Source organism: Georgenia subflava, from assembly GCF_009193155.1.
GTDB classification, from domain to species: domain Bacteria; phylum Actinomycetota; class Actinomycetes; order Actinomycetales; family Actinomycetaceae; genus Georgenia; species Georgenia subflava.
In genome coordinates this window covers 712,224-731,810 of record NZ_VUKD01000003.1, presented here as the reverse complement: position 1 = coordinate 731,810, position 19,587 = coordinate 712,224, and the positions used below count along the sequence as shown (strand labels likewise).

Here is a 19,587-nt window from a genome sequence, read left to right as displayed (position 1 = left end):
CGCAGAAGAGGGGGAAGCCATGAGCAGGACGACGGTCAGGGCAGGCGGCCGGTCCGTGTCACCGGCCGAGGGTGGAGCCACGGCTCCGGTGTGGTCGGCACCTCGCGAGGCGGCGCCTGCCGCGCGGTCGGCCCGGCAGCTCACCCCCGTCGTCTCCGTCGCCCCGTCCGCGCCCAGCCCCGCCACCGTCCACGACGGCGACGGCACGCGCCGGCTGCGGGTCGCGCTGTACTCCCACGACGCCATGGGCCTGGGACACGTGCGCCGCAACCTCGCCATCGCCCGCTCCTTCGCGGCGCTCGACCCCACGCCCGACATCCTTCTGCTCACCGGTGCGCCCGAGGCGGTCACGGCGAACCGGCCCGAGAACTGCGACCTCGTCGCCCTCCCCGCCCTCGTCAAGGATGCCGACGGCGCCTACGGTGCCCGGCACCTGTCGGTCGGCGAGGAGCAGATGCTGACCATGCGGCGTTCGATCCTCACCGCGGCGCTGACCACGTTCCGCCCCGACGTCCTCGTCGTCGACAAGCACCCGCGCGGCTTCCGCGGCGAGCTCGAGCCGGCCCTGGAGGCGCTCGCCGGCACCGGCACCCGGGTGGTCCTCGGTCTGCGTGACGTCCTCGACGACGCCGAGACGGCCCGCCGGGAGTGGGTGCGGGACCGCTCCACCTCCGCGCTGCGGCGCTGGTACGACCAGGTGTGGGTCTACGGCGACTCACGCGTCCACGACGTCGTCGGCGACCTCGACCTGCCGGCGGTGCTGCGCGAGCGCGTCGTACACACCGGTTACCTCGCGCACGGGCGCGGCGACGGGCAGCGGCGCAGCACCAGCGTCACGGGCCCCTACGTCCTCGCGACAGTAGGTGGCGGTGCGGACGGTGCGGCCCTCGCCGAGGTCTTCGCACGTGTCCCGCTGCCTTCGGGCCACCGCGGCGTCCTCGTGCTGGGGCCCCAGATGCCCGCCGCCCAGCGCCGGCGGGTCGAGCGGCTCGCGGCCGGGCGCACCGACCTCGACGTCCACACCTATGTCGACGACGCCCCGGCCCTGCTCGCCGGCGCGGCCGCCGTCGTCGCGATGGGCGGGTACAACACGGTGTGCGAGGCGATGGCCCGCCGGGTCCGGCTGCTCGTCGTGCCTCGCGTCGCCCCACGCGCCGAGCAGCTGGTGCGTGCCCGCCTGCTGGCACGCGCAGGGATGCTCGACTACCTCCTCCCGAGCCGGCTCAGCCCTGCTGCCCTCGGCGGCTGGCTCGCGCGCGCCGTCGACCCGGCTGAAACACGACCCGACCACCACTCACCACGACCTGACCGCACCGCGGTCGACCTCGACGGCCTGGCCCGCCTGCCCGAGCTGCTCACCTCCCTGGTGGGCCTGGAGGAGCGCACCGATGTTGCCTGAGACGCACGCAGCCACCACGCCGCCCGCGAGCGGCAAGCCCCGGACCGGGGACACCGCGCCAGCGGCCGGCACGCCCCGGATCGGGTACGTGCTGAAGATGTACCCGCGGTTCTCCGAGACCTTCGTGGTCTCCGAGATCATCGCCCGAGAGGCCCGCGGCGCCGACATCGAGATCTTCTCGCTGCGCCCCCCGGTCGACCCCCGCTTCCACGACACCCTCGCCCGCGTCCAGGCACCGGTGACGTACGTGCCGCGCGCCCGCAAGGCCGAGGAGCTGTGGCAGACGCTGCGCGGCGCTAGCCCGCTGCTGCCGCGTCTGCCCGAGCTGCTTCCCGAGCTGCTCCGCGAGGACGCGTGCGACGCCGCCCAGGCCGTCGAGGTCGCGGTGATGGCGGTCGAGCGCGGCCTGACCCACCTGCACGCCCACTTCGCGTCGATGGCCACGACGGTCGCCCGGCTCGCCGCCCTGCTGGCCGGGATCACCTACTCCTTCACGGCCCACGCCAAGGACCTGTTCCACGAGAGCGTCGAGCACACCGACGTCGCCCGAAAGATCGCCGACGCCCACCACGTGGTGACCGTCTCGGACTTCAACGTGCGCCACCTGCGCACCGCCTACCCGTTCGCCGTCGCCGGCACCCCGGTGCACCGCATCTACAACGGCCTCGACCTGGACGCGTTCGCCCACCTGGCTCCGGGCGCGCGGCCGGCGTCGCAGGTGCCGACCGTCGTCGCCGTCGGGCGCCTGGTGGAGAAGAAGGGGTTCGACGTGCTCGTCGACGCCGTCGCCGCCCTGCGCGCTGCCGGCCGGGACCTGCGGTGCCGCATCGTCGGGGCCGGGCTGCTCGAGGCCGACCTCCGGGCGCAGATCGCCCGGCTCGGGCTCGACGACGTCGTCGAGCTGACCGGGCCGCTGCCGCAGGACCGGGTGCGCGAGGAGGTCCGCACCGCCGACGTGCTCGCCGCACCGTGCGTCGTCGGCAGCGACGGCAACGCCGACGGCCTGCCGACCGTGCTGCTCGAGGCCATGGCCCTGGGCACCCCCTGCATCTCCACCGACGTCACCGGCATCACCGAGGCCGTCCGGCACGAGGTGACGGGGCTGCAGGTGCCGCAGCACGACCCGGCGGCCCTCGCCGCCGCGATCACCCGGCTCCTGGACGACCGCCCGCTGCGCGACCGGCTCGCCGGTGCCGCCAGGGAGCTCGTCGAGGCCGAGTTCGACTCCGTCGGACAGGCCGGGCGCCTGGACGCCGCCCTGGCGGGCGACCGCGGCACCGTCGCACCGCAGCGCGCTGGGCGCCAGCTCGTGGGAGCAGCGCGATGAGGATCGCCTACGTCTGCGCCGACCCCGGCATCCCGGTCTTCGGCACGAAGGGCGCCTCCGTGCACGTCCAGGAGGTCCTGCGGGTGCTGCTCGACGCCGGCCACGCCGTCGACCTGTTCTGCCGCCGGACCGGCGGTGACCCGTGGCCCGACGCCAGGGCCGCGGTCGCCGCCGGGCGCCTGCGGGTGCACGAGCTCGAGCGGCTCGGCGGGCCCGATCTCGCCGCCCGGGAGCGAGCGCTCATCGTCGGCGACGATGCCATGCACGCCGCGATCGTCGAGGCCGGGGGAGCGGCCGGGTTCGACGCGGTCTACGAGCGGTACTCGCTCTTCAGCCGCGCCGGCACGCGCTACGCCACCGCGCGCGAGATCCCGGCCGTGCTCGAGGTCAACGCCCCGCTCCCGCTGGAGGCGGCCCGGCACCGCGGCCTGGTCCACGGCGAGGAGGCCGCCGCCGTCGTGCGTGACGCCTCCGGCGGCGCCGACGTCGTGGTGTGCGTCTCGGAGCCGGTCGCGGACTGGGTGCGGGGTCACCTGCCCGAGGGCGCGGGGCGGCCACGCGTCGTGGTCGAGGCGAACGGGGTCGACGTCGACCGGATCCGGCCCGCCGACCTCCCCGCCGGCGCACCTCGGGCCTCGCGGCCGTTCACCGTCGGCTTCGTCGGCACCCTCAAGCCCTGGCACGGCACCGCCACGCTGCTGGAGGCCTTCGCGCTGCTGCGCGGGCAGATCACCGACGCCCGGCTGCTGCTCGTCGGCGACGGGCCGGAGGCGGAGCCGCTGCGGCGTCGGGCCACCGCGCTCGGCCTCGGCGACGCCGTGACCTTCACCGGCGCGGTGAGCCCGGTGGACGTACCCGGCTGGCTCCACCGCACCGACGTGGCGTGCGCGCCGTACCCGGCCGGCGAGGGCGAGGGGTACTTCAGCCCGCTCAAGGTCTACGAGTACATGGCCGCCGGCCTGCCCGTGGTGGCCTCCGCCGTCGGGCAGCTCCCGGCCGTCGTCGACCACGGCAGGACCGGCCTGCTGGTGCCGGGCTCGGACCCGGCGGCCCTCGCCGTCGTGCTCGGCGTGCTGGCCGCCGACCCCGGGATGCGCGAGCGCCTCGGCGCGGCGGCCCGGGCCGAGATGGTCGCCGCCCACACCTGGACGCACGTGGTGACCCGCACCCTCGCCGCGGCCGGGCTCGGCCTGCGCGCGGGCGACCTGACCGAGGTAGGTGCCTAGTGGCCTCCCGACCCACCGACCTGCGCACGGCCGCGCCCGCGCTGCGGCGGACCGCGCGCTTCCTGCGCCCCTACCTGCGTCCGCACCGCAAGATCGTGGCGGGCGGGTTCGTCGCTCTCTTCGCCGAGGTGATCTTCCGCCTGCTCGAGCCGTGGCCGCTGAAGTTCGTCATCGACGCCGTGATCGCACCCGGGGCGTCGGAGCGTCCGGGCCTGCTGCGGCTGCTCGTGCTCTGCGGCGTGGCGGTGATCGCCGTCGCCGGGCTGCGCGCACTCGCCTCGTACCTCATGACCGTCTGCTTCGCGCTGGCGGGGACCCGCGCGATGACCGCGGTGCGGGCCGACGTCTACGCGCACGCGCTGCGCCTGTCCCTGCGCTACCACTCGTCCGCGAAGACCGGTGACCTCATCACCCGGCTGATCTCCGACGTCGGCAAGCTCCGCGACGTCGCCGTGACCGCCGCGATGCCGCTGATCGGCAACGTGGTCACCCTCGTGGCCATGCTGGTGGTGATGGTCGTCCTGGACTGGCGCCTGGCGCTGGTGGTCCTCGCGGCCTTCCCCTTCTTCGCGCTGTCCTCGTCCAGCTCGTCGAAGAAGATCACCTCGGCCTCGAGGCTCCAGCGACGGCGCGAGGGCGACCTCGCGGGCACGGCCGGTGAGTCCCTCGGCGCCATCAAGGTGGTGCAGGCGTACTCGCTGCAGGGCCAGCTCGAGGCCGGGTTCGCCTCCTCGAACGACAAGGAGCTCAAGGACGGCGTCCGCGCCACCCGCCTCTCCGCCGGGCTCGAGCGCAAGACCGACGTCCTGGTCGGCGTCGCCACCGGTGCGGTGCTGCTGGTGGGCGGCTGGTCCGTGCTCCAGGGCCGGCTCACCCCCGGCGAGCTCGTAGTCTTCGTCCAGTACCTCAAGGGCGCGTTCAAACCGATGCGCGACCTCGCCAAGTACACCGGCCGCATCGCCAAGGCCGCCGCCTCCGGAGAGCGGATCCTCGACGTGGTGGAGACCCGGCAGGAGATCGCGGACTCGCCGGGTGCCTACACGATCACCCGCCTGGCCGGCGAGGTGCGCCTCGAGCACGTCACCGCCTCGTACGGCGACGGCGCGACCGCCCTGGCCGACGTCGACCTGCGCGTGCGGCCCGGCGCCCGGGTCGGGCTGGTCGGCCACTCCGGCTCGGGCAAGTCGACCCTCGCCTCCCTGCTGCTACGGCTGCAGGACCCGGTCTCCGGCACCGTGCGGGTGGACGGGCACGACCTGCGCGACCTCACCCTGGACTCGCTGCGCGCACACGTCGCCGTCGTCCTGCAGGAGTCGGTGCTCTTCGCCGGGACGGTGCGGGAGAACATCCGCATGGGCCGGCCCGACGCCTCGGACACGGACGTGGAGGCGGCCGCCCGCGCCGCGAACGCCCACGAATTCGTCCTCGACCTGCCCCAGGGCTACGACACCGTGGTGGGGGAGCGCGGCGACACCCTCTCCGGCGGGCAGCGCCAGCGCATCGCCATCGCGCGCGCCATGCTGCGCGACGCCGCCATCATCATCCTCGACGAGGCCACCACCGGGCTGGACCCGAAGAACTCCGCCGCGGTGCTCGAGGCGATCGACCGGCTCGCCGCGGGACGCACGACCTTCGTCATCTCCCACGTCCTGGCGGACGTGCTGGGCTGCGACGAGGTGGTCGTCCTCGAGCGTGGCCGCGTGGTCGAGCACGGCGCGCCCGAACGACTCATGGCCGACCCGGGCTCGCGCCTCGCGGCCCTGGCCCCGGTGCGGCGCGAGCGCCGGCTGACCGCGGTGCCGGACGCACCGGCGACGCCGCCAGGTCCCGCGACGTCGCCAGGTCCCGCGAAGCCGTCGGACCCTGCTGCACCCACGACGTCCGCACCCGCGACCTCCGCAGCCACGACCGCCGCACCCGACCGTGCCGCCCCGACGACCTCCGCACCCGACCCTTCGGCCACCGCGACCTCCGCACCCGTTTCCGCACCCCCGACACCCGCAACCGACCTGGAGGAGGACCGACGTGCTGCTGCCCGATGACCACCGTCTGATCGCGAGCGAACCCGACCTGCCGGGCCTGGGCACCGTGCTCGACCCGCCGACCCTGCTCGGCCGGCTCGGCCCGGCCTGGGGACGGGGTGACGCGGTGGCCGCGGAGGTGACCTACCTGCGGCACAAGCCCGGCACCTCGGTCGTCGTAGGGCTAACCGTGCGCACGGCCGACGGCAGCACCCACCTGGCGTACGCCGTCGCCCACCGCCTCGACGCGCCCGCGAAGCTCGACAAGCTGCGCGACGCCGGTGCCCGCGACCTCGCCGGCCGGGGCGTGGCGCTCGACCGTGCGCTCGGCATCGCGCTGGTGGACGCCACCGCCGACCGTCACCTGCCCGGTGTGCGCAGTCTCCTCGCCGCCGACGCGGACGCCACCGAGGCGCTGGTCTACAAGCCGGCCCGGCGCTGGGTCGCCGTGCAGCGTCCGGCCACCGGCGTGCCGTCGCTGGTGAAGATCCACCGTCCGACTCGCACCTACGACAACCTCGTCGGGCACCGGCTGCTGCACGGGACCCGGGTGCCGGTGCCCCGGGTGCTCGAGGTGAGACCCGGCCAGGGGCTGATCCGGACCGAGTTCGTGCCGGGCGCGGCGCTCGACCGGATCCAGCCGGCTCCGCCCGGGGCGTGGGCAGGGGCCGGTGAGCTGCTCGCGACCCTGCACGCGCTGGGCCCGAGCGGCGACGCCGTCGAGGTGAACCGCGGTGCCGGCCTGGCCGCTGCCGTCTCCGCCGTGCGGTCCGCGGTCCCCACGGCCGTCGCGCAGGCGCGGGAGACCGTCGAGCTCGTGCGGTCGGTACTCGTGGGGCGGGACGTGCGCACCGTTGTCCACGGTGACTTCTCGGCCGACCAGGTGATCGTCCGTCCGGACCTCGCGCGGGCGGCCGCCCCGGAGCACGGGGAGCTGCCGGCGCGCCCCGGGCAGGCGCCGCTGACGCTGGTGGACCTCGACCGTGTCGGCGTCGACGACCCGCTGGCCGACGTCGCCAGCTGGGCGGCGCACGAGATCGTCTCCGGCCGGACCGGCGGTGCGAGCGACCCCGTCACGGTGCTGGGTCCGGTGCTGGACGGGTACACGGCGTCCGGCGGTCTCGTGGACGAGCGGGCCCTGGCCGCCTTGACCGCCGGGGCGCTCCTGCAGCGCGCCGTCGAGCCCTTCCGGACCCACCAGCCGGACTGGGGCGAACGTGTGACGACGCTCGTCGACACCGCCCACCGGCTCGCCGTCGCCGCCCACGGGAGCGGCGCCCGGCGCCGCCGGCCCGAGGCCCGTCGCGCCGCAGGGGGACGCGCCGGTCCACGGGCGGCTGAGCCAGCGGCCGCTGGAGGGTCCGATCGGATGGGAGTGCGGCGATGACCGCCCCCAGCCCTCGGGTGATCGCGACCTTCCGGGGCAGGCTGCCGATGACGAACGCCCGGGTCTCGATGCCGCAGACGAACGCCCGAGCCCCGATGCGCGCCCGCACCCGGCTGCCGCGCGAGGTGCACGACGGCGAACGCTGCTACCGGGTCGAGCGCGCCTGGCCGCGGGGAACGGAGCACGCCCTCCTCGAGCTCTCTCCGTTGAGGCCGACGGTCGACGGCGCAGACCCGGGGCAGGCGGCCGTGGCTGCGCAGTGGTTCGCCGACCCGGCCCGGCTCGCGGCCGTCGCCGCGAAGACTCCCGGTGGGCGTGTGGCGGACGGCGTGCTGCTCCAGCCCGAGGGGGCGGATGCCCAGCTGCCCGCGCTGGGCGGCGTCCTTGCGCGGCCCGGCGCACAGCTGGTCGCGCACCGGCCCGGGCGCCGCGCCGTCGTCCGGGTGCCCGCGGGAGACGGCGTGGAGTACGTCAAGGTGGTCCGCCCGGCCAAGGCAGATGCGCTCGCCCGCCGCGGGCGGCTGGTGCGTGCGCTGCTCGACGACTCCGTCGTCGTCCCCGAGCTCCTCGGCGACGGGGACGTCAGGGACGGAGTGCTGCGTTGGTCCGACGTCGGTGGCACCACGCTGCACGCGCTCGGGGCGGACCCGGCTCGGACCGGCCACGAGGTGCGTGCAGCGTGGGCGGTTGCGGGGCGTGCGGTGAGGCTGCTGCACGGTGCGGACCGTGCCGCCGTCCTCGACGAGCACGGCGTCGAGGACGAGCTGGCGGCCATCGGTACCTGGCTCGCACCCGCGGTCCACCATGGCCTGCTGGACGCCGGGCAGGTGGAGCGTGCCACCGAGCTGGTCGCCCGCGGGCTCCGTGCCGCGCCGGCCCGGCCGGTGCTGGGCGTGCTGCACCGCGATCTGCACGACAAGCAGGTCCTGCTGCGGCCCGACGGGCGCCTCGGGATGATCGACGTCGACACCCTGGCGGTGGGGGAGCGGGCGCTGGACGTCGCGAACGTCCTCGTCCACCTCGAGCTCCGGGTGGCGCAGGGGCTGCTGACCGCCCGGCAGGCGGAGGCGGCACGGACCGGGTTGCTCACCGGGGTCGGGGAGCCCCTGGAGCAGCTCTGGGCACGCGTGCCGGCCTACGCCGCGGCCACCCGGCTGCGCCTCGCCGGCGTGTACGCCTTCCGGCCCCGCTGGCTCCCCCTGGCGCGCGAGATGCTGGCGGACGTCGATGGCTCGGGCGGGACCGGCGGTCTGTGACCGGACCTCACCGCCAGAGGCGACTGGTGGCGATCTCCGCCCCTTGGGCGAGCGCCTCGAGCTTGGCTACGGCGATCTGCGGGTGGATGCGCCCGCCGAGCCCGCAGTCAGTGGAGGCCAGCACGTTCTCGCGCCCCACGCGCACGGCGAAGCGCTCGATGCGGTCGGCGACCAGCTCGGGGTGCTCGACCACGTTGGTGGCGTGCGAGACCACGCCGGGCAGGATGAGCTTGCCCTCGGGGAGCGCGACGTCGTCCCACACCCGCCACTCGTGCTCGTGCCGGACGTTCCCGGCCTCGAAGGAGTAGGCGCCGGCGTTGATCTGCAGCATCGCGCCGACGATGTCGCGCATCGCGATGTCGGTGGTGTGCGGGCCGTGCCAGGAGCCCCAGCACAGGTGGAACCGGATCTGGTCCTCGGGCAGCCCGCGCAGCGCGTGGTTGAGGGCGTCGACCCGCAGCTGGGTGAAGGCGAGGTAGTCCTCGACCGACGGCTCGGGCTCGATCTGGTCGAAGTTCTCCGCGACGGACGGGTCGTCGATCTGCAGCACCAGGCCGGCGTCGATGACCGCCTTGTACTCCTCGCGCAGCACGTCGGCCCAGGCGAAGAGGAGCTCTGCGTCCGAGCCGTAGTACTTGTTGGTGATGCGCGAGGCGCTGCCGGGGGACAGGGCGGTGATGAAGCCCTCCTGCGCCCCGGTCCGGTCCAGTGCGGCACGGAGGTTCTTGACGTCGGTGGCGACGGCCTCCTGACCGGTGTAGGTCAGCGGGCCGGTGACGGACGGGAAGGGCTTCGGGCCGCCGGTGAAGATGCCGGACTCGGGGTCGGCGTACGCGTCCGCGAAACGCTTGCGGTCGCGCCGGTGGACGAAGCCGGTGAGCCGGACGTCGCCGGGGGAGGAGAGGACCTGCTCGGTCGCCCACGAGTCGTCGCCGTCGATCTCCAGGCCGCCGGTGCGCTGGAAGGAGTAGGACCACCAGGCGCCGTAGTCGACCGCCGAGGTCATGGCCTTGCCGAACTCGCCGTCGCCGACGACGTCGATGCCCAGCTCGACCTGTCGGCGGACCAGGTCCGTCACGGCTGCCGAGAGCAGCGCGTCGAAGTCTTTGCCGTCCGCAACGCCGTCGGTGTCCGCACCGCCGTCGGCGTCCGCAGCGCCGTCAGCGCCCGCCTCGCGGGCGGCGTTGGCGGCGATGAGCTCGGGCGTCCGGGGCAGGGAGCCGGCGTGGGTGGTCCGGATGCGGTCGGTGCTGGCAAGCATGTGTTCCTCGTCTGGTCGGCGGCTTCGTCGTCGGCACGATCGTGGCAGGTCCGTCCCGCGCGCGGCACCCGACGTCGTCAGCATGGGAGAGCCGGTGCGGATCGGCTCATCCCGTGGATACTGGCGGCGACCTGCACTGGTACCGCTATCATCACCCGCAACATGCGCCTCACGGCGCCAGTGACACCCGCAGCGCTGCGGTTATCGCCTCCGCCGGCGGCGCTCCCGGCACGAGAGGGACACGATGGCAACGACAACCAGACCTGCCGAGCGGGAGCAGTGGACCGGGCAGCTCGGCTTCCTGCTCTCGGCGATCGGCTCGGCGATCGGCCTGGGGAACATCTGGCGGTTCCCCGGCGTCGCCTACGAGAACGGCGGCGGGGCCTTCCTCATCCCGTACCTCGTCGCGCTGCTGACGGCCGGGGTGCCGATCCTGCTGCTCGACTACTCGCTCGGGCACCGGTTCCGTGGCTCGGCGCCGACGGTGTTCCGCCGGCTCGGCAAGAAGTTCGAGCCGCTGGGCTGGTTCCAGGTGGCCATCGCCTTCGTGATCGCGACCTACTACACGGTCATCATCGTCTGGGCGATCCGGTACATGGGCTTCTCGGTCTCCCTCGCCTGGGGCGACGACCCGGCCACCTTCTTCATCGGCGAGTTCCTGCAGGACGCCGGCGCCACCGTCACGACCGACATCGTGGCCGGCATCTTCTGGCCGCTCCTGATCGTCTGGATCGTCACGCTCGTGATCCTCGCGCTCGGCGTCGCCAAGGGCATCGAGCGGGCGAACAAGATCTTCCTGCCGCTGCTGGTGATCCTCTTCCTCATCCTCGTGGTGCGTGCGCTGTTCCTGGACGGGGCGATGGACGGGCTCAACGCCTTCTTCACCCCGGACTGGTCGGCTCTGTCCGACCCCGGGGTGTGGGTGGCGGCCTACAGCCAGATCTTCTTCTCGCTGTCCATCGCCTTCGGCATCATGCTCACGTACTCCAGCTACCTCCGGCGGCGCTCCAACCTGGTGCCGGTCTCGTACGTGGCGGCCTTCGCCAACAGCTCCTTCGAGCTCCTCGCCGGCATCGGCGTCTTCGCGACGCTCGGCTACATGGCCTTCCAGCAAGGGGTCGCCGTCGGGGAGCTGGAGGGGCTCACCGGCGTCGTGCTGAGCTTCATCACCTTCCCGCAGATCGTCTCGCTCATGCCGGGCGGCCCCATCTTCGGGGTGCTGTTCTTCGCCTCGCTCACCCTGGCCGGCTTCACCTCGCTGATCTCGATCATGCAGGTGATCTCGGCGGCCTTCCAGGAGAAGTTCGGCCTCTCCCGCGTGCAGGTCTCGGTGCTCATCGGCGGTCTGTGCGCGATCGTCTCCCTGGCGCTGTTCTCCACCACCTCGTCGCTGGCGATGCTGGACACGGTCGACAAGTACACCAACGAGATCGGTGTCGTGAGCTCGGCCATCCTCATGTGCCTCATCCTCGGATTCGGACTGCGGAAGCTGCCGGAGCTGCAGGCGCACCTCAACTCTGTCTCCACCGCCCGGGTCGGGACCTGGTGGCGGGTGCTGGTGGGCATCATCGTCCCGCTCGCCCTGCTCTACATGCTCGCGACCACCGTGATCGACCTGATCACCACGCCCTACGGCGGCTACCCGGAGAGCTTCGTCAACATCGTCGGCTGGGGCGTGGTCGGCGCGATGATCCTCGCGGCCGTCGTCTACTCGCTCATCCGCTGGCGTCGACCGGTCGACGACTACACGCCAGACCCGATCGCCGGCTTCGAGGGCAGCTCCGCCCGCCTCGATACCGGCTCCACGAACCCGGAGGCGCACCGATGACCACCACCGCTCTCATCATGATGATCATCGCCATCCTCGTCGTGTGGGGAGGCCTGGTGCTCGCCATCACGTTCCTCGCCCGGAACCCGCTGGAGGACGACCGGCCCGACGAGCGCCCGCTCGACGAGCCGGGTGCGCGACGGCTGTAGCGGCCCCGGCACGCGGCGGCTCTGGGGTCGCGGCACGCGGCGGCTCTGGCTGCACGGCGCCCGTCGGCCGTACCGGCCCGGCACGCGGCGGCTCTGGCGGCGCGGCGCTCGTCGGCCGTAGCGACCCGGCACGCGGCGGCCGGAGCGACCCGGCACGCGGCGGCCGGAGCGACCCGGCACGCGGCGGCCGGACCGGCCGTCGCGCGTCACGCCCCGCGCCGCGTTGTCCGCGGACCCCGCGCTGCGCCGTTCGCACGGCCCGCGCCGCGTGCCATCGTCACCCGTCCTGAATCGCGTCGTCCCCAGCTGGTCGCCGCGCGCCACCGTCCCCCGACCGACAGGATGTCTGTGTGGAACTCCCGATCTCCCTGCCCGTAGCGCCGATGCTCGCCAAGGCCGTCCCAGCCGTCCCAGCCCAGGACGCGATCGAGGGAGGGTGGTCCTACGAACCCAAGTGGGACGGCTTCCGCTGCATCGTCCTGCGCGACGGCGACGAGGTCGAGCTGGCGAGCCGGGGCAGCAAGCCGCTGACCCGGTACTTCCCCGAGGTCGTCGAGGCGGTGCGGGAGCACCTGCCGACGCGCTGCGCCGTCGACGCGGAGATCGTCGTGCGCGCCGGCGCCCCCGGCGGACAGCGGCTCGACTGGGAGACGCTGTCGCAGCGCATCCACCCGGCGGCCTCGCGGGTGGCGAAGCTCTCCGTCGAGACCCCGGCCGAGATCGTGGCCTTCGACCTGCTCGCCCTCGGCGACCAGGACCTCATGCCCGAGCCGTTCGCGACCCGGCGCGCCCGGCTCGAGGAGGCGCTTGGCGGTCTGGCGGCCGGGGCGCCCCTGCACCTGACCCGCACCACGCGCGACCAGGCCCTCGCCGAGGACTGGTTCACCCGGTTCGAGGGCGCCGGGCTCGACGGTGTCGTCGCCAAGGGCCTGGCTCACGCGTACCAGCCGGGCAAGCGGGTCATGCTCAAGATCAAGCACGCCCGCACGGCCGAAGCCGTGGTCGTCGGTTACCGGGTCCACAAGTCGGGCTCCGGCGTCGGCTCCTTGCTGCTGGGCCTCTACGACGACGCCGGGAACCTCTTCAACGTCGGCGGTATCTCGGCGTTCACGGACAAGCGTCGCAAGGAGCTCGTCGACGAGCTGGACGACCTCGTGGTCCGCGACGAGGCCGGCGAGGCGGTGCGTGGGGAGACCGACAGGTCGCGCTTCAGCGGCAACAAGGACGTCAGCTTCGTGCGTCTGCGGCCCGAGCGGGTGGTCGAGGTGAAGTTCGACCAGCTGGAGGGGTCGCGCTTCCGCCACTCAGCGCAGTTCCTGCGCTGGCGCCCGGACCGCGACCCGACCTCCTGCACGCTCGCGCAGGTGGAGCGCCCCCTGGCCTACGACCTGGACGCCGTCCTGCAGCGTTGAGCAGCGGTCACGCTCGCGAGTGGCACGAAGTGGTCGTCCGGCGGTCGGAACGTGTCGCTCGGCGGGTGGTGGTCGGCGAGGGGCACGAAGTGGTCGCGAGCCCGCTTGCTCAACGGTGCTGCGTGGCCGCCTACTCGGCCATCTTGCGCCGGCTCGGCTGCACGCGCGGCGGCTCGCCCGGCATCTTCGGGTACTCCGGCGGAAAGGGCAGCTCGCCGAGTCCGTCCGCCACGTCCCGCTCCCAGAGCTCGAGGGCGGTTCCCACCCGGCCGACGGCGTCGCCGATCGAGGCCCAGGCGTCACCGTCGGTCGCCAGGAGCGAGGGCACGGTGCGTACGGTGAACTCGGCGGGTGCGACGTCGCGCAGCTGCTCCCAGCTCACGGGCATCGACACCGGTGCGCCGGGCAGCGGCCGAGGGCTGTACGCGGACGCGATGGTCCGGTCACGGTTCGCCTGGTTGAAGTCGACGAAGATCTTCTCGCCGCGCTCCTCCTTCCACCAGGCCGTCGTCACCAGCTCCGGCATCCGTCGCTCGAGCTCGCGGGCGATGCCGATGACCCCGTGGCGCACGTCGAGGAACTCGTGGGTCGGCTCGATCCGGGCGTACACGTGCACGCCCCGGTGCCCGGAGGTCTTGACGAAGGGGGTCAGGCCGAGCTCGGTCATCAGCTCGCGCAGCCCGAACGCGGCCTCGACGACATCGGTGAACCCCTTGCCCGGCTGCGGGTCCAGATCGATGCGCAGCTCGTCCGGCTTGTCGTTGTCGGCCGAGCGCACGGGCCAGGGGTGAAAGGTCACGGTGTTCATCTGGACCGCCCAGACCGCGGTGGCGATCTCGTCGATCACCAGCTGCGGGTGCGTGCGGCCGGAGGGATAGGTGCACACGACCGTCCGTGCCCACTCGGGCGCACCGCGGGGCGGGTTCTTGGAGAAGAACTCCTCACCCTCGATGCCCCCGGGGAAGCGCTGCAGGGTCACTGGCCGATCGCCCACTGCGCGCAGGAACCCGTCGGAGACGGCCGCGACGTACTCGGCGAGGTCCCACTTGGTGATGCCCGCGTCGGGCCACATCACCCGGTCCGGGCTCGACACGCGCACCTGCCGCGGACCCTGCGGTCCGGGCACCTCCAACATCTTCGCCGATGAAGCCATGAGGCGAGCGTAGGGCAGGGCAGGGCGGCGGGACGGAACCCGACGGACGACGCCGGATCGAACCGGACGGACGACGCCGCACCGAACCGGACGGACGACGCCGCACCGGACCGGACGGACGACGCCGCACCGAGCCGGACGAACGACGCCGGACCGAACCGGACGGACGAGCAGGTCGTCCGGACGACACGTTCCCGAACGGGCCGGACGGGCGACGTGGACCGAACCGGACGGACTGCGCGGGACCCGGCCGGACGGACGGCCGGGAGAGTTCCGGAATTCCGCCAGTTGTGAACCATCTCTCCGCACGAGCGATCCAGGTGCGCCCTGCTGGCAGGGTTCCGTAACCTTGGGTGGTGAGTCTTCAGGGAAACGCGACCTTCCGGTACCGCGACAGTGCCATCGTGGGGCTGTCGCACATCGAGGCGCCGAGGGTGGTGACCTCCGCCGAGTTCGAGGACCGGCTCGCCGTGCCCCGCAAGCTGCTGCGGCTGCCGAAGAACCTGCTCGAGCGGGTCTCCGGGGTGCGTGAGCGCCGCTGGTGGGAGGAGGGCACCCAGTTCGAGGACATGGCGGCCGAGGCCGGCTCCAAGGCCCTGGCCGAGGCGGGCGTGGACCCGGCGCAGGTCGGCCTGCTGATCAACACCTCGGTCTCGCGCGCCCACCTCGAGCCGTCCGTCGCGGTGCGCATCCACGACCGCATGGGCCTGCCGAGCTCTGCACTGAACTTCGACATCACCAACGCGTGCGTCGGCTTCGTCAACGGAGTGCAGATGGCCGCCGCCATGATCGACGCGGGCCAGATCGACCACGCCGTGATCGTCAACGCCGAGGACGTGCGCCGTACGCAGGAGGACACGCTCACCCGCCTGAACGCCGACGGCGTCACCCGCCAGGACTACACCGACCAGTTCGCCTCGCTCACCCTGGGCGACGGCGCCGCCGCCGCGGTCATCGGGCGCGCCTCGGACCGCCCCGACGGGCACCGCATCCTCGGCGCCGTCTCGCGCGCCGGCACCGAGCACCACGAGCTGTGCGTGGGGTCGTTCGGCAAGATGACGACCGACACCAAGAACCTCCTCGGCAAGGGGCTCAAGCTCGTGGTCGACGCGTGGCGCGAGGCCGAGGCCGACGGGTGGGACTGGTCGTCCATGGACCGCTACGTCACCCACCAGATCTCCACGCCCTACACCCAGGCGATCATCGACGCCGTCGACCTGGACCCGGCCGCGGTCCCCATCACGTTCGACCGGTGGGGCAACGTGGGCCCGGCGGCGATCGCGATGACCCTGTCGGAGCAGGCGGAGTCCCTCAGCCCCGGCGACCGGGTGATGTGCCTGGGCGTCGGCTCCGGGCTGAACACGGCGATGCTGGAGCTGGCCTGGTGAGTGCGCCGGCGCCACGCTGGCCCGGGGTCGACCCCGCCTGGTCGCGCCGTGCCGTCGTCGACGGCCACGTCTGGCACTACCTCGACAACTCCTCGTCCCTGACGCGGACCCCGCGCGGGACGCTGCTGTGCGTGCACGGCAACCCGACCTGGTCCTACCTCTGGCGGTCCGTGCTGGCCGCCGGCGCGGCCGACGGGTGGCGGGTCGTCGCCGTCGACCAGCTCGAGATGGGCTACTCCGAGCGCACCGGCACCACCCACCGGCTCGCCGACCGGGTCCGCCAGCTCGGCGCGCTCACCGACCACCTGGGCCTGTCCGGCGACAGCTGGGACGGTCTGCCCGTGGTCACCGTCGGTCACGACTGGGGCGGGGTCGTCTCGATGGGGTGGGCGGTGGACCATCCCCACGAGCTCGCGGCGCTGGTCCTGACGAACACGGGCGTCCACCTGGCCGCCGGCACGCGCGTGCCGTACCTGCTGCGCCTGGCCCGGCACCGCGCCGTCCACAGCGGCGCGACGACGCTCACGCCCACCTTCCTGGACATCACGCTGTCGCTGGCCTCGCCGTCCCTGCCGACCGAGGTGCGCGAGGCCTACCGCGCCCCCTACCGCACCGCGGACGACAGGCGAGGCATCGGGTTCTTCGTGGAGGACATCCCGGTCGACGCCGACCACCCCAGCCACCCCGAGCTCGAGCGCATCGCTGCCGGCGTCGGCGCGCTGGACGTGCCCGCGCTGCTCATGTGGGGCCCGAAGGACCCGGTCTTCTACGAGCGGTTCCTCCGTGACCTGATGACGCGTCTGCCCCAGGCCGACGTCCACCGCTTCGAGGGCGCCCGCCACCTCGTGGTCGAGGACGCCGACGTCGCCGGCACGCTGGTCCGCTGGCTCGACCGCCGTCGCATCGGGACGGCGGAGTCCGCGGGCCGGCGAGCGAAGGGCACCGAAACCGGAGTCACCGGGCACGTGGACGCCACCGTGCCGACCGGCGCGTCCGAGCCCGCCGGCACCGGATCTTCCATCACCGGGTCCGGCGACGCGGCGCAGCGGGCGCCGTACCGGCCGCTGTACGCCGCGCTGGTCGAGCAGTCCGGGTCGGACGCGGCCGCCGTCGTGGCGCTGTCCGGCCATGGCACGTCGATGCTCAGCTGGGCCGACCTCGCCCGGCGGGTGGAGCACCTGGCGCGTGGCCTCGCCGACTCCGGGGTGCGACCCGGGCACCGGGTGAGCCTCCTCGTGCCGCCGGGCATCGATCTCACCACCGCGCTCTTCGCCTGCCTGCGGATCGGTGCGACGGTCGTGCTCGCCGACGCCGGGCTGGGCGTGCGGGGTCTGACCCGCGCGGTGCGCGGGGCGTCGCCGGACCACATCATCGGGATCGAGAAGGCGATGGTCGCCGCCCGCCTGCTCGGCTGGCCCGGACAGAAGTTCATCGTCGTCCCCGGCTGGCACGAGGTCGGCTACACGCCCCCGCGTACCGCGCACAGCCGCCGGCGCACGTTCGGCATCGCCGGTTCGTTCCGGGAGCTCCTCGCACGCGGCGCCGTGCTGTCCGCCGCGGGCGCCGCCCTGCCGCCCGAGCCAGACCCCGAGGCGGACGCCGCGATCCTGTTCACGTCGGGGTCCACCGGACCGGCGAAGGGCGTGGTCTACACCCACCGCCGTCTGGCGGGCATGCGCGACGTCGTCGCGGCCACCTACGGGCTGTCGCCCGAGCGCCCCTTCGTGGCCGGCTTCGCCCCGTTCGCGCTGCTCGGCACCGCGCTCGGTGCCACCAGCGCGACGCCGGACATGGACGTCACCGCCCCGGCGACGCTCACGGCCGGGGCACTGGCCAACGCCGTGGCGGCCATCGACGCCTACGCCGTCTTCGCCTCGCCCTCGGCGCTGGCCAACGTGGTGCGCACCGCCGGGCAGCTCACCGCCGAGCAGCGGGACGCGCTGGGGACGGTCGAGCTGCTGCTGTCCGCCGGCGCGCCGATCTCCTCGGGCCGCCTGGCCGAGGTGCTCGAGGTGATGCCAAGCGCCGACCCGCACACGCCGTACGGGATGACCGAGGCGCTGCCGCTGACGGACGTGTCCCTGGCCCAGATCAGGGCCGCCGAGGCCGACGCCGTGAGCGGGGAGGTGCCCGGGGCCGGCGGCGGCACCTGTGTCGGCGAACCCGTGCCCGGCGCGAGCGTCCGGATCGTGCCGCTGGACGACGAGGGCCGTGCCACCGGCGAGCCGACCGCAGCGGCCGGGGTGACCGGCGAGGTGCTGGTCTCGGCGGCGAACCTCAAGGACCGTTACGACAAGTTGTGGGGCACCCAGGAGCACTCGGCCACCTGGCCGGGCTGGCACCGGACGGGCGACGTCGGGCATCTCGACGCCGTCGGACGCCTGTGGATCGAGGGACGTCTCACGCACGTGATCGTCACGCCGGACGGGGTCGTGACGCCGGTGCAGGTCGAGAACGACGTCCTCGGCATCCCCGGGGTGGCGCGGGCCGCAGCTGTCGGCGTCGGGCCCGTCGGCGCCCAGCAGGTCGTCGTGGTGGTGCAGACCGACCTGACCGTGCACGCGGGGGCACGACGGCGTCCCTCGCTGGCCCCCGAGGGGCTCGCTCGCGCGGTGCGCGCCGCGTCCGACGTGCCGGTGGCCGCGGTCCTGCGCGTGCCCGAGGTCCCCACCGACGTCCGCCACAACTCCAAGGTCGAGCGCGCCCGCCTGGCCGCGTGGGCCGGGCGGTTCCTGGCGGGCGAGCGGGTCGGCAAACCGTGAGGGTCCTCGTCACCGGTGCGAGCGGGATGCTGGGCCGGGAGGTGGCGACGGCGTTGCTCGCCCGCGGCGACGAGGTCACCGTGCTGCAGCGGCGGGTCTCCGGGATCGCCGGGGCGCGAGAGGTGCGTGGGTCCGTCACGGACGCCGTCGCCGTCGCCGAGGCCGTGTCGGGGCAGGACGGCGTCGTGCACCTGGCCGCGAAGGTGTCCTTCGCCGGTGACCTCGCCGATTTCGAGCGCACGAACGTCGAGGGCACCCGGCTGCTGCTCGAGGCTGCGCGGGAGGCCGGTGCGGGACGGTTCGTGTTCGTGTCCTCGCCCTCGGTCGCGCACACCGGCGACTCGATCGTGGGAGAGGGTGCGGGGCCGGCCGAGCCGGAGCTCGCGCGCGGGAGCTATGCCCGGACCAAGGCCGCCGCGGAGCTCGTGGCCCTCGCCGCGGACGCGCCCGGTTTCGCGGTCGTCGCCGTGCGCCCGCACATCGTCTGGGGCCCGGGCGACACGCAGCTGGTCCAGCGAGTGGTCGACCGTGCCGCGGCCGGGCGGCTGCCGACGCTCGACCGGGGCGCCGCGCTGATCGACACCACCTACATCGACAACGCAGTCTCGGCGCTGGTGGCCGCGCTCGACCGTGCCGAGTCCGCCCACGGGCAGGCGCTGGTCGTCACCAACGGCGAGCCCAGGCCGGTGGCCGAGCTCGTCGCCGGGATGTGCCGCGCCGCCGGGGTGGCCCCGCCGCGCTGGTCCGTCCCCGGTGCGCTCGCCCGCGGGGCCGGAGCGGTGATCGAGAAGGTGTGGGCGATCCGGCCGGGTACGGACGAGCCGCCGATGACACGGTTCCTAGCCGAGCAGATGTCGACAGCCCACTGGTTCGACCTTCGTCGCACACGTGAGGCCCTCGGCTGGGCGCCGACCGTGAGCCTCGACGAGGGCTTCGCCCGTCTGGCCGAGTACTATCGGCAGGGCTGAGGACTGTCTGGCCGAGTACTACCGCCAGGGCTGGGGCCTGTCTGGCCGAG

The 19,587-nt window shown here is 73.8% G+C and carries 14 protein-coding genes; 12 read left to right on the top strand and 2 right to left on the bottom strand.

The genetic code is table 11. The features are described 5' to 3' along the window. Window positions 1-19: 19 nt before the first annotated feature. Genes GD748_RS13230 through GD748_RS13205 form a run of 6 tightly spaced genes read left to right on the top strand, consistent with a single transcriptional unit; the run spans window position 20 to window position 8,616 of the window. A complete protein-coding gene (locus tag GD748_RS13230) occupies window positions 20-1,399 on the top strand; it encodes a glycosyltransferase family protein (protein ID WP_152195625.1) in 1,380 nt (459 codons plus the stop codon). Continuing rightward, complete coding sequence (locus GD748_RS13225; RefSeq protein ID WP_152195624.1) at window positions 1,389-2,726, top strand: glycosyltransferase family 4 protein; 1,338 nt, start codon at window positions 1,389-1,391, stop codon at window positions 2,724-2,726. The genes GD748_RS13230 and GD748_RS13225 overlap by 11 nt, the downstream gene beginning before the upstream one ends. Next, window positions 2,723-3,952 carry a glycosyltransferase family 4 protein gene (locus GD748_RS13220; protein ID WP_152195623.1) on the top strand — a complete coding sequence of 410 codons (1,230 nt, stop codon included), beginning with the start codon at window positions 2,723-2,725 and terminating at the stop codon, window positions 3,950-3,952. Before GD748_RS13225 ends, GD748_RS13220 begins: the two co-directional genes overlap by 4 nt. Then, the gene (locus GD748_RS13215; protein WP_152195622.1) at window positions 3,952-5,994 is read left to right on the top strand and encodes an ABC transporter ATP-binding protein; all 2,043 of its coding nucleotides are present in this window, start codon (window positions 3,952-3,954) and stop codon (window positions 5,992-5,994) included. Before GD748_RS13220 ends, GD748_RS13215 begins: the two co-directional genes overlap by 1 nt. Beyond that, window positions 5,978-7,360, top strand: a complete 1,383-nt coding sequence (locus GD748_RS13210) for a phosphotransferase family protein (protein ID WP_152195621.1) — start codon at window positions 5,978-5,980, stop codon at window positions 7,358-7,360. Before GD748_RS13215 ends, GD748_RS13210 begins: the two co-directional genes overlap by 17 nt. Next, window positions 7,357-8,616, top strand: coding sequence for a phosphotransferase family protein (locus GD748_RS13205; RefSeq protein WP_152195620.1), 1,260 nt, complete (start codon window positions 7,357-7,359; stop codon window positions 8,614-8,616). Before GD748_RS13210 ends, GD748_RS13205 begins: the two co-directional genes overlap by 4 nt. 7 nt (window positions 8,617-8,623) lie before the next feature. Here GD748_RS13205 and GD748_RS13200 read toward each other — a convergent pair whose 3' ends face one another. Continuing rightward, window positions 8,624-9,877 carry a cobalamin-independent methionine synthase II family protein gene (locus GD748_RS13200; RefSeq protein WP_152195619.1) on the bottom strand — a complete coding sequence of 418 codons (1,254 nt, stop codon included), beginning with the start codon at window positions 9,875-9,877 and terminating at the stop codon, window positions 8,624-8,626. 244 nt (window positions 9,878-10,121) lie between these two features. On the opposite strand from GD748_RS13200, the gene GD748_RS13195 reads away from it, so the two are divergent. From GD748_RS13195 to GD748_RS13185, 3 genes are all read left to right on the top strand, one after another. Beyond that, window positions 10,122-11,705 carry a sodium-dependent transporter gene (locus tag GD748_RS13195; protein ID WP_152195618.1) on the top strand — a complete coding sequence of 528 codons (1,584 nt, stop codon included), beginning with the start codon at window positions 10,122-10,124 and terminating at the stop codon, window positions 11,703-11,705. Next, on the top strand, window positions 11,702-11,854 hold the full coding sequence (locus GD748_RS13190; protein ID WP_152195617.1) for a methionine/alanine import family NSS transporter small subunit: 153 nt from the start codon (window positions 11,702-11,704) through the stop codon (window positions 11,852-11,854). The genes GD748_RS13195 and GD748_RS13190 overlap by 4 nt, the downstream gene beginning before the upstream one ends. A gap of 350 nt (window positions 11,855-12,204) precedes the next feature. Next, window positions 12,205-13,266, top strand: a complete 1,062-nt coding sequence (locus tag GD748_RS13185; RefSeq protein ID WP_152195616.1) for an ATP-dependent DNA ligase — start codon at window positions 12,205-12,207, stop codon at window positions 13,264-13,266. Between the two features lie 130 nt (window positions 13,267-13,396). On the opposite strand, the gene ligD is transcribed toward GD748_RS13185, so the two are convergent. Continuing rightward, a complete protein-coding gene (gene ligD / locus GD748_RS13180; RefSeq protein WP_152195615.1) occupies window positions 13,397-14,419 on the bottom strand; it encodes a non-homologous end-joining DNA ligase in 1,023 nt (340 codons plus the stop codon). 356 nt (window positions 14,420-14,775) lie between these two features. Here ligD and GD748_RS13175 point away from each other — a divergent pair, with 356 nt between their 5' ends. Genes GD748_RS13175 through GD748_RS13165 form a run of 3 tightly spaced genes read left to right on the top strand, consistent with a single transcriptional unit; the run spans window position 14,776 to window position 19,537 of the window. Beyond that, window positions 14,776-15,807, top strand: coding sequence for a 3-oxoacyl-ACP synthase III (locus GD748_RS13175; protein ID WP_152195614.1), 1,032 nt, complete (start codon window positions 14,776-14,778; stop codon window positions 15,805-15,807). Beyond that, window positions 15,804-18,569 (top strand): alpha/beta fold hydrolase, encoded by a 2,766-nt coding sequence (locus tag GD748_RS13170; protein ID WP_226921306.1) that lies wholly within the window; start codon window positions 15,804-15,806, stop codon window positions 18,567-18,569. Before GD748_RS13175 ends, GD748_RS13170 begins: the two co-directional genes overlap by 4 nt. Beyond that, window positions 18,566-19,537, top strand: coding sequence for an NAD-dependent epimerase/dehydratase family protein (locus GD748_RS13165; protein WP_152195613.1), 972 nt, complete (start codon window positions 18,566-18,568; stop codon window positions 19,535-19,537). Before GD748_RS13170 ends, GD748_RS13165 begins: the two co-directional genes overlap by 4 nt. Window positions 19,538-19,587: the final 50 nt, after the last annotated feature.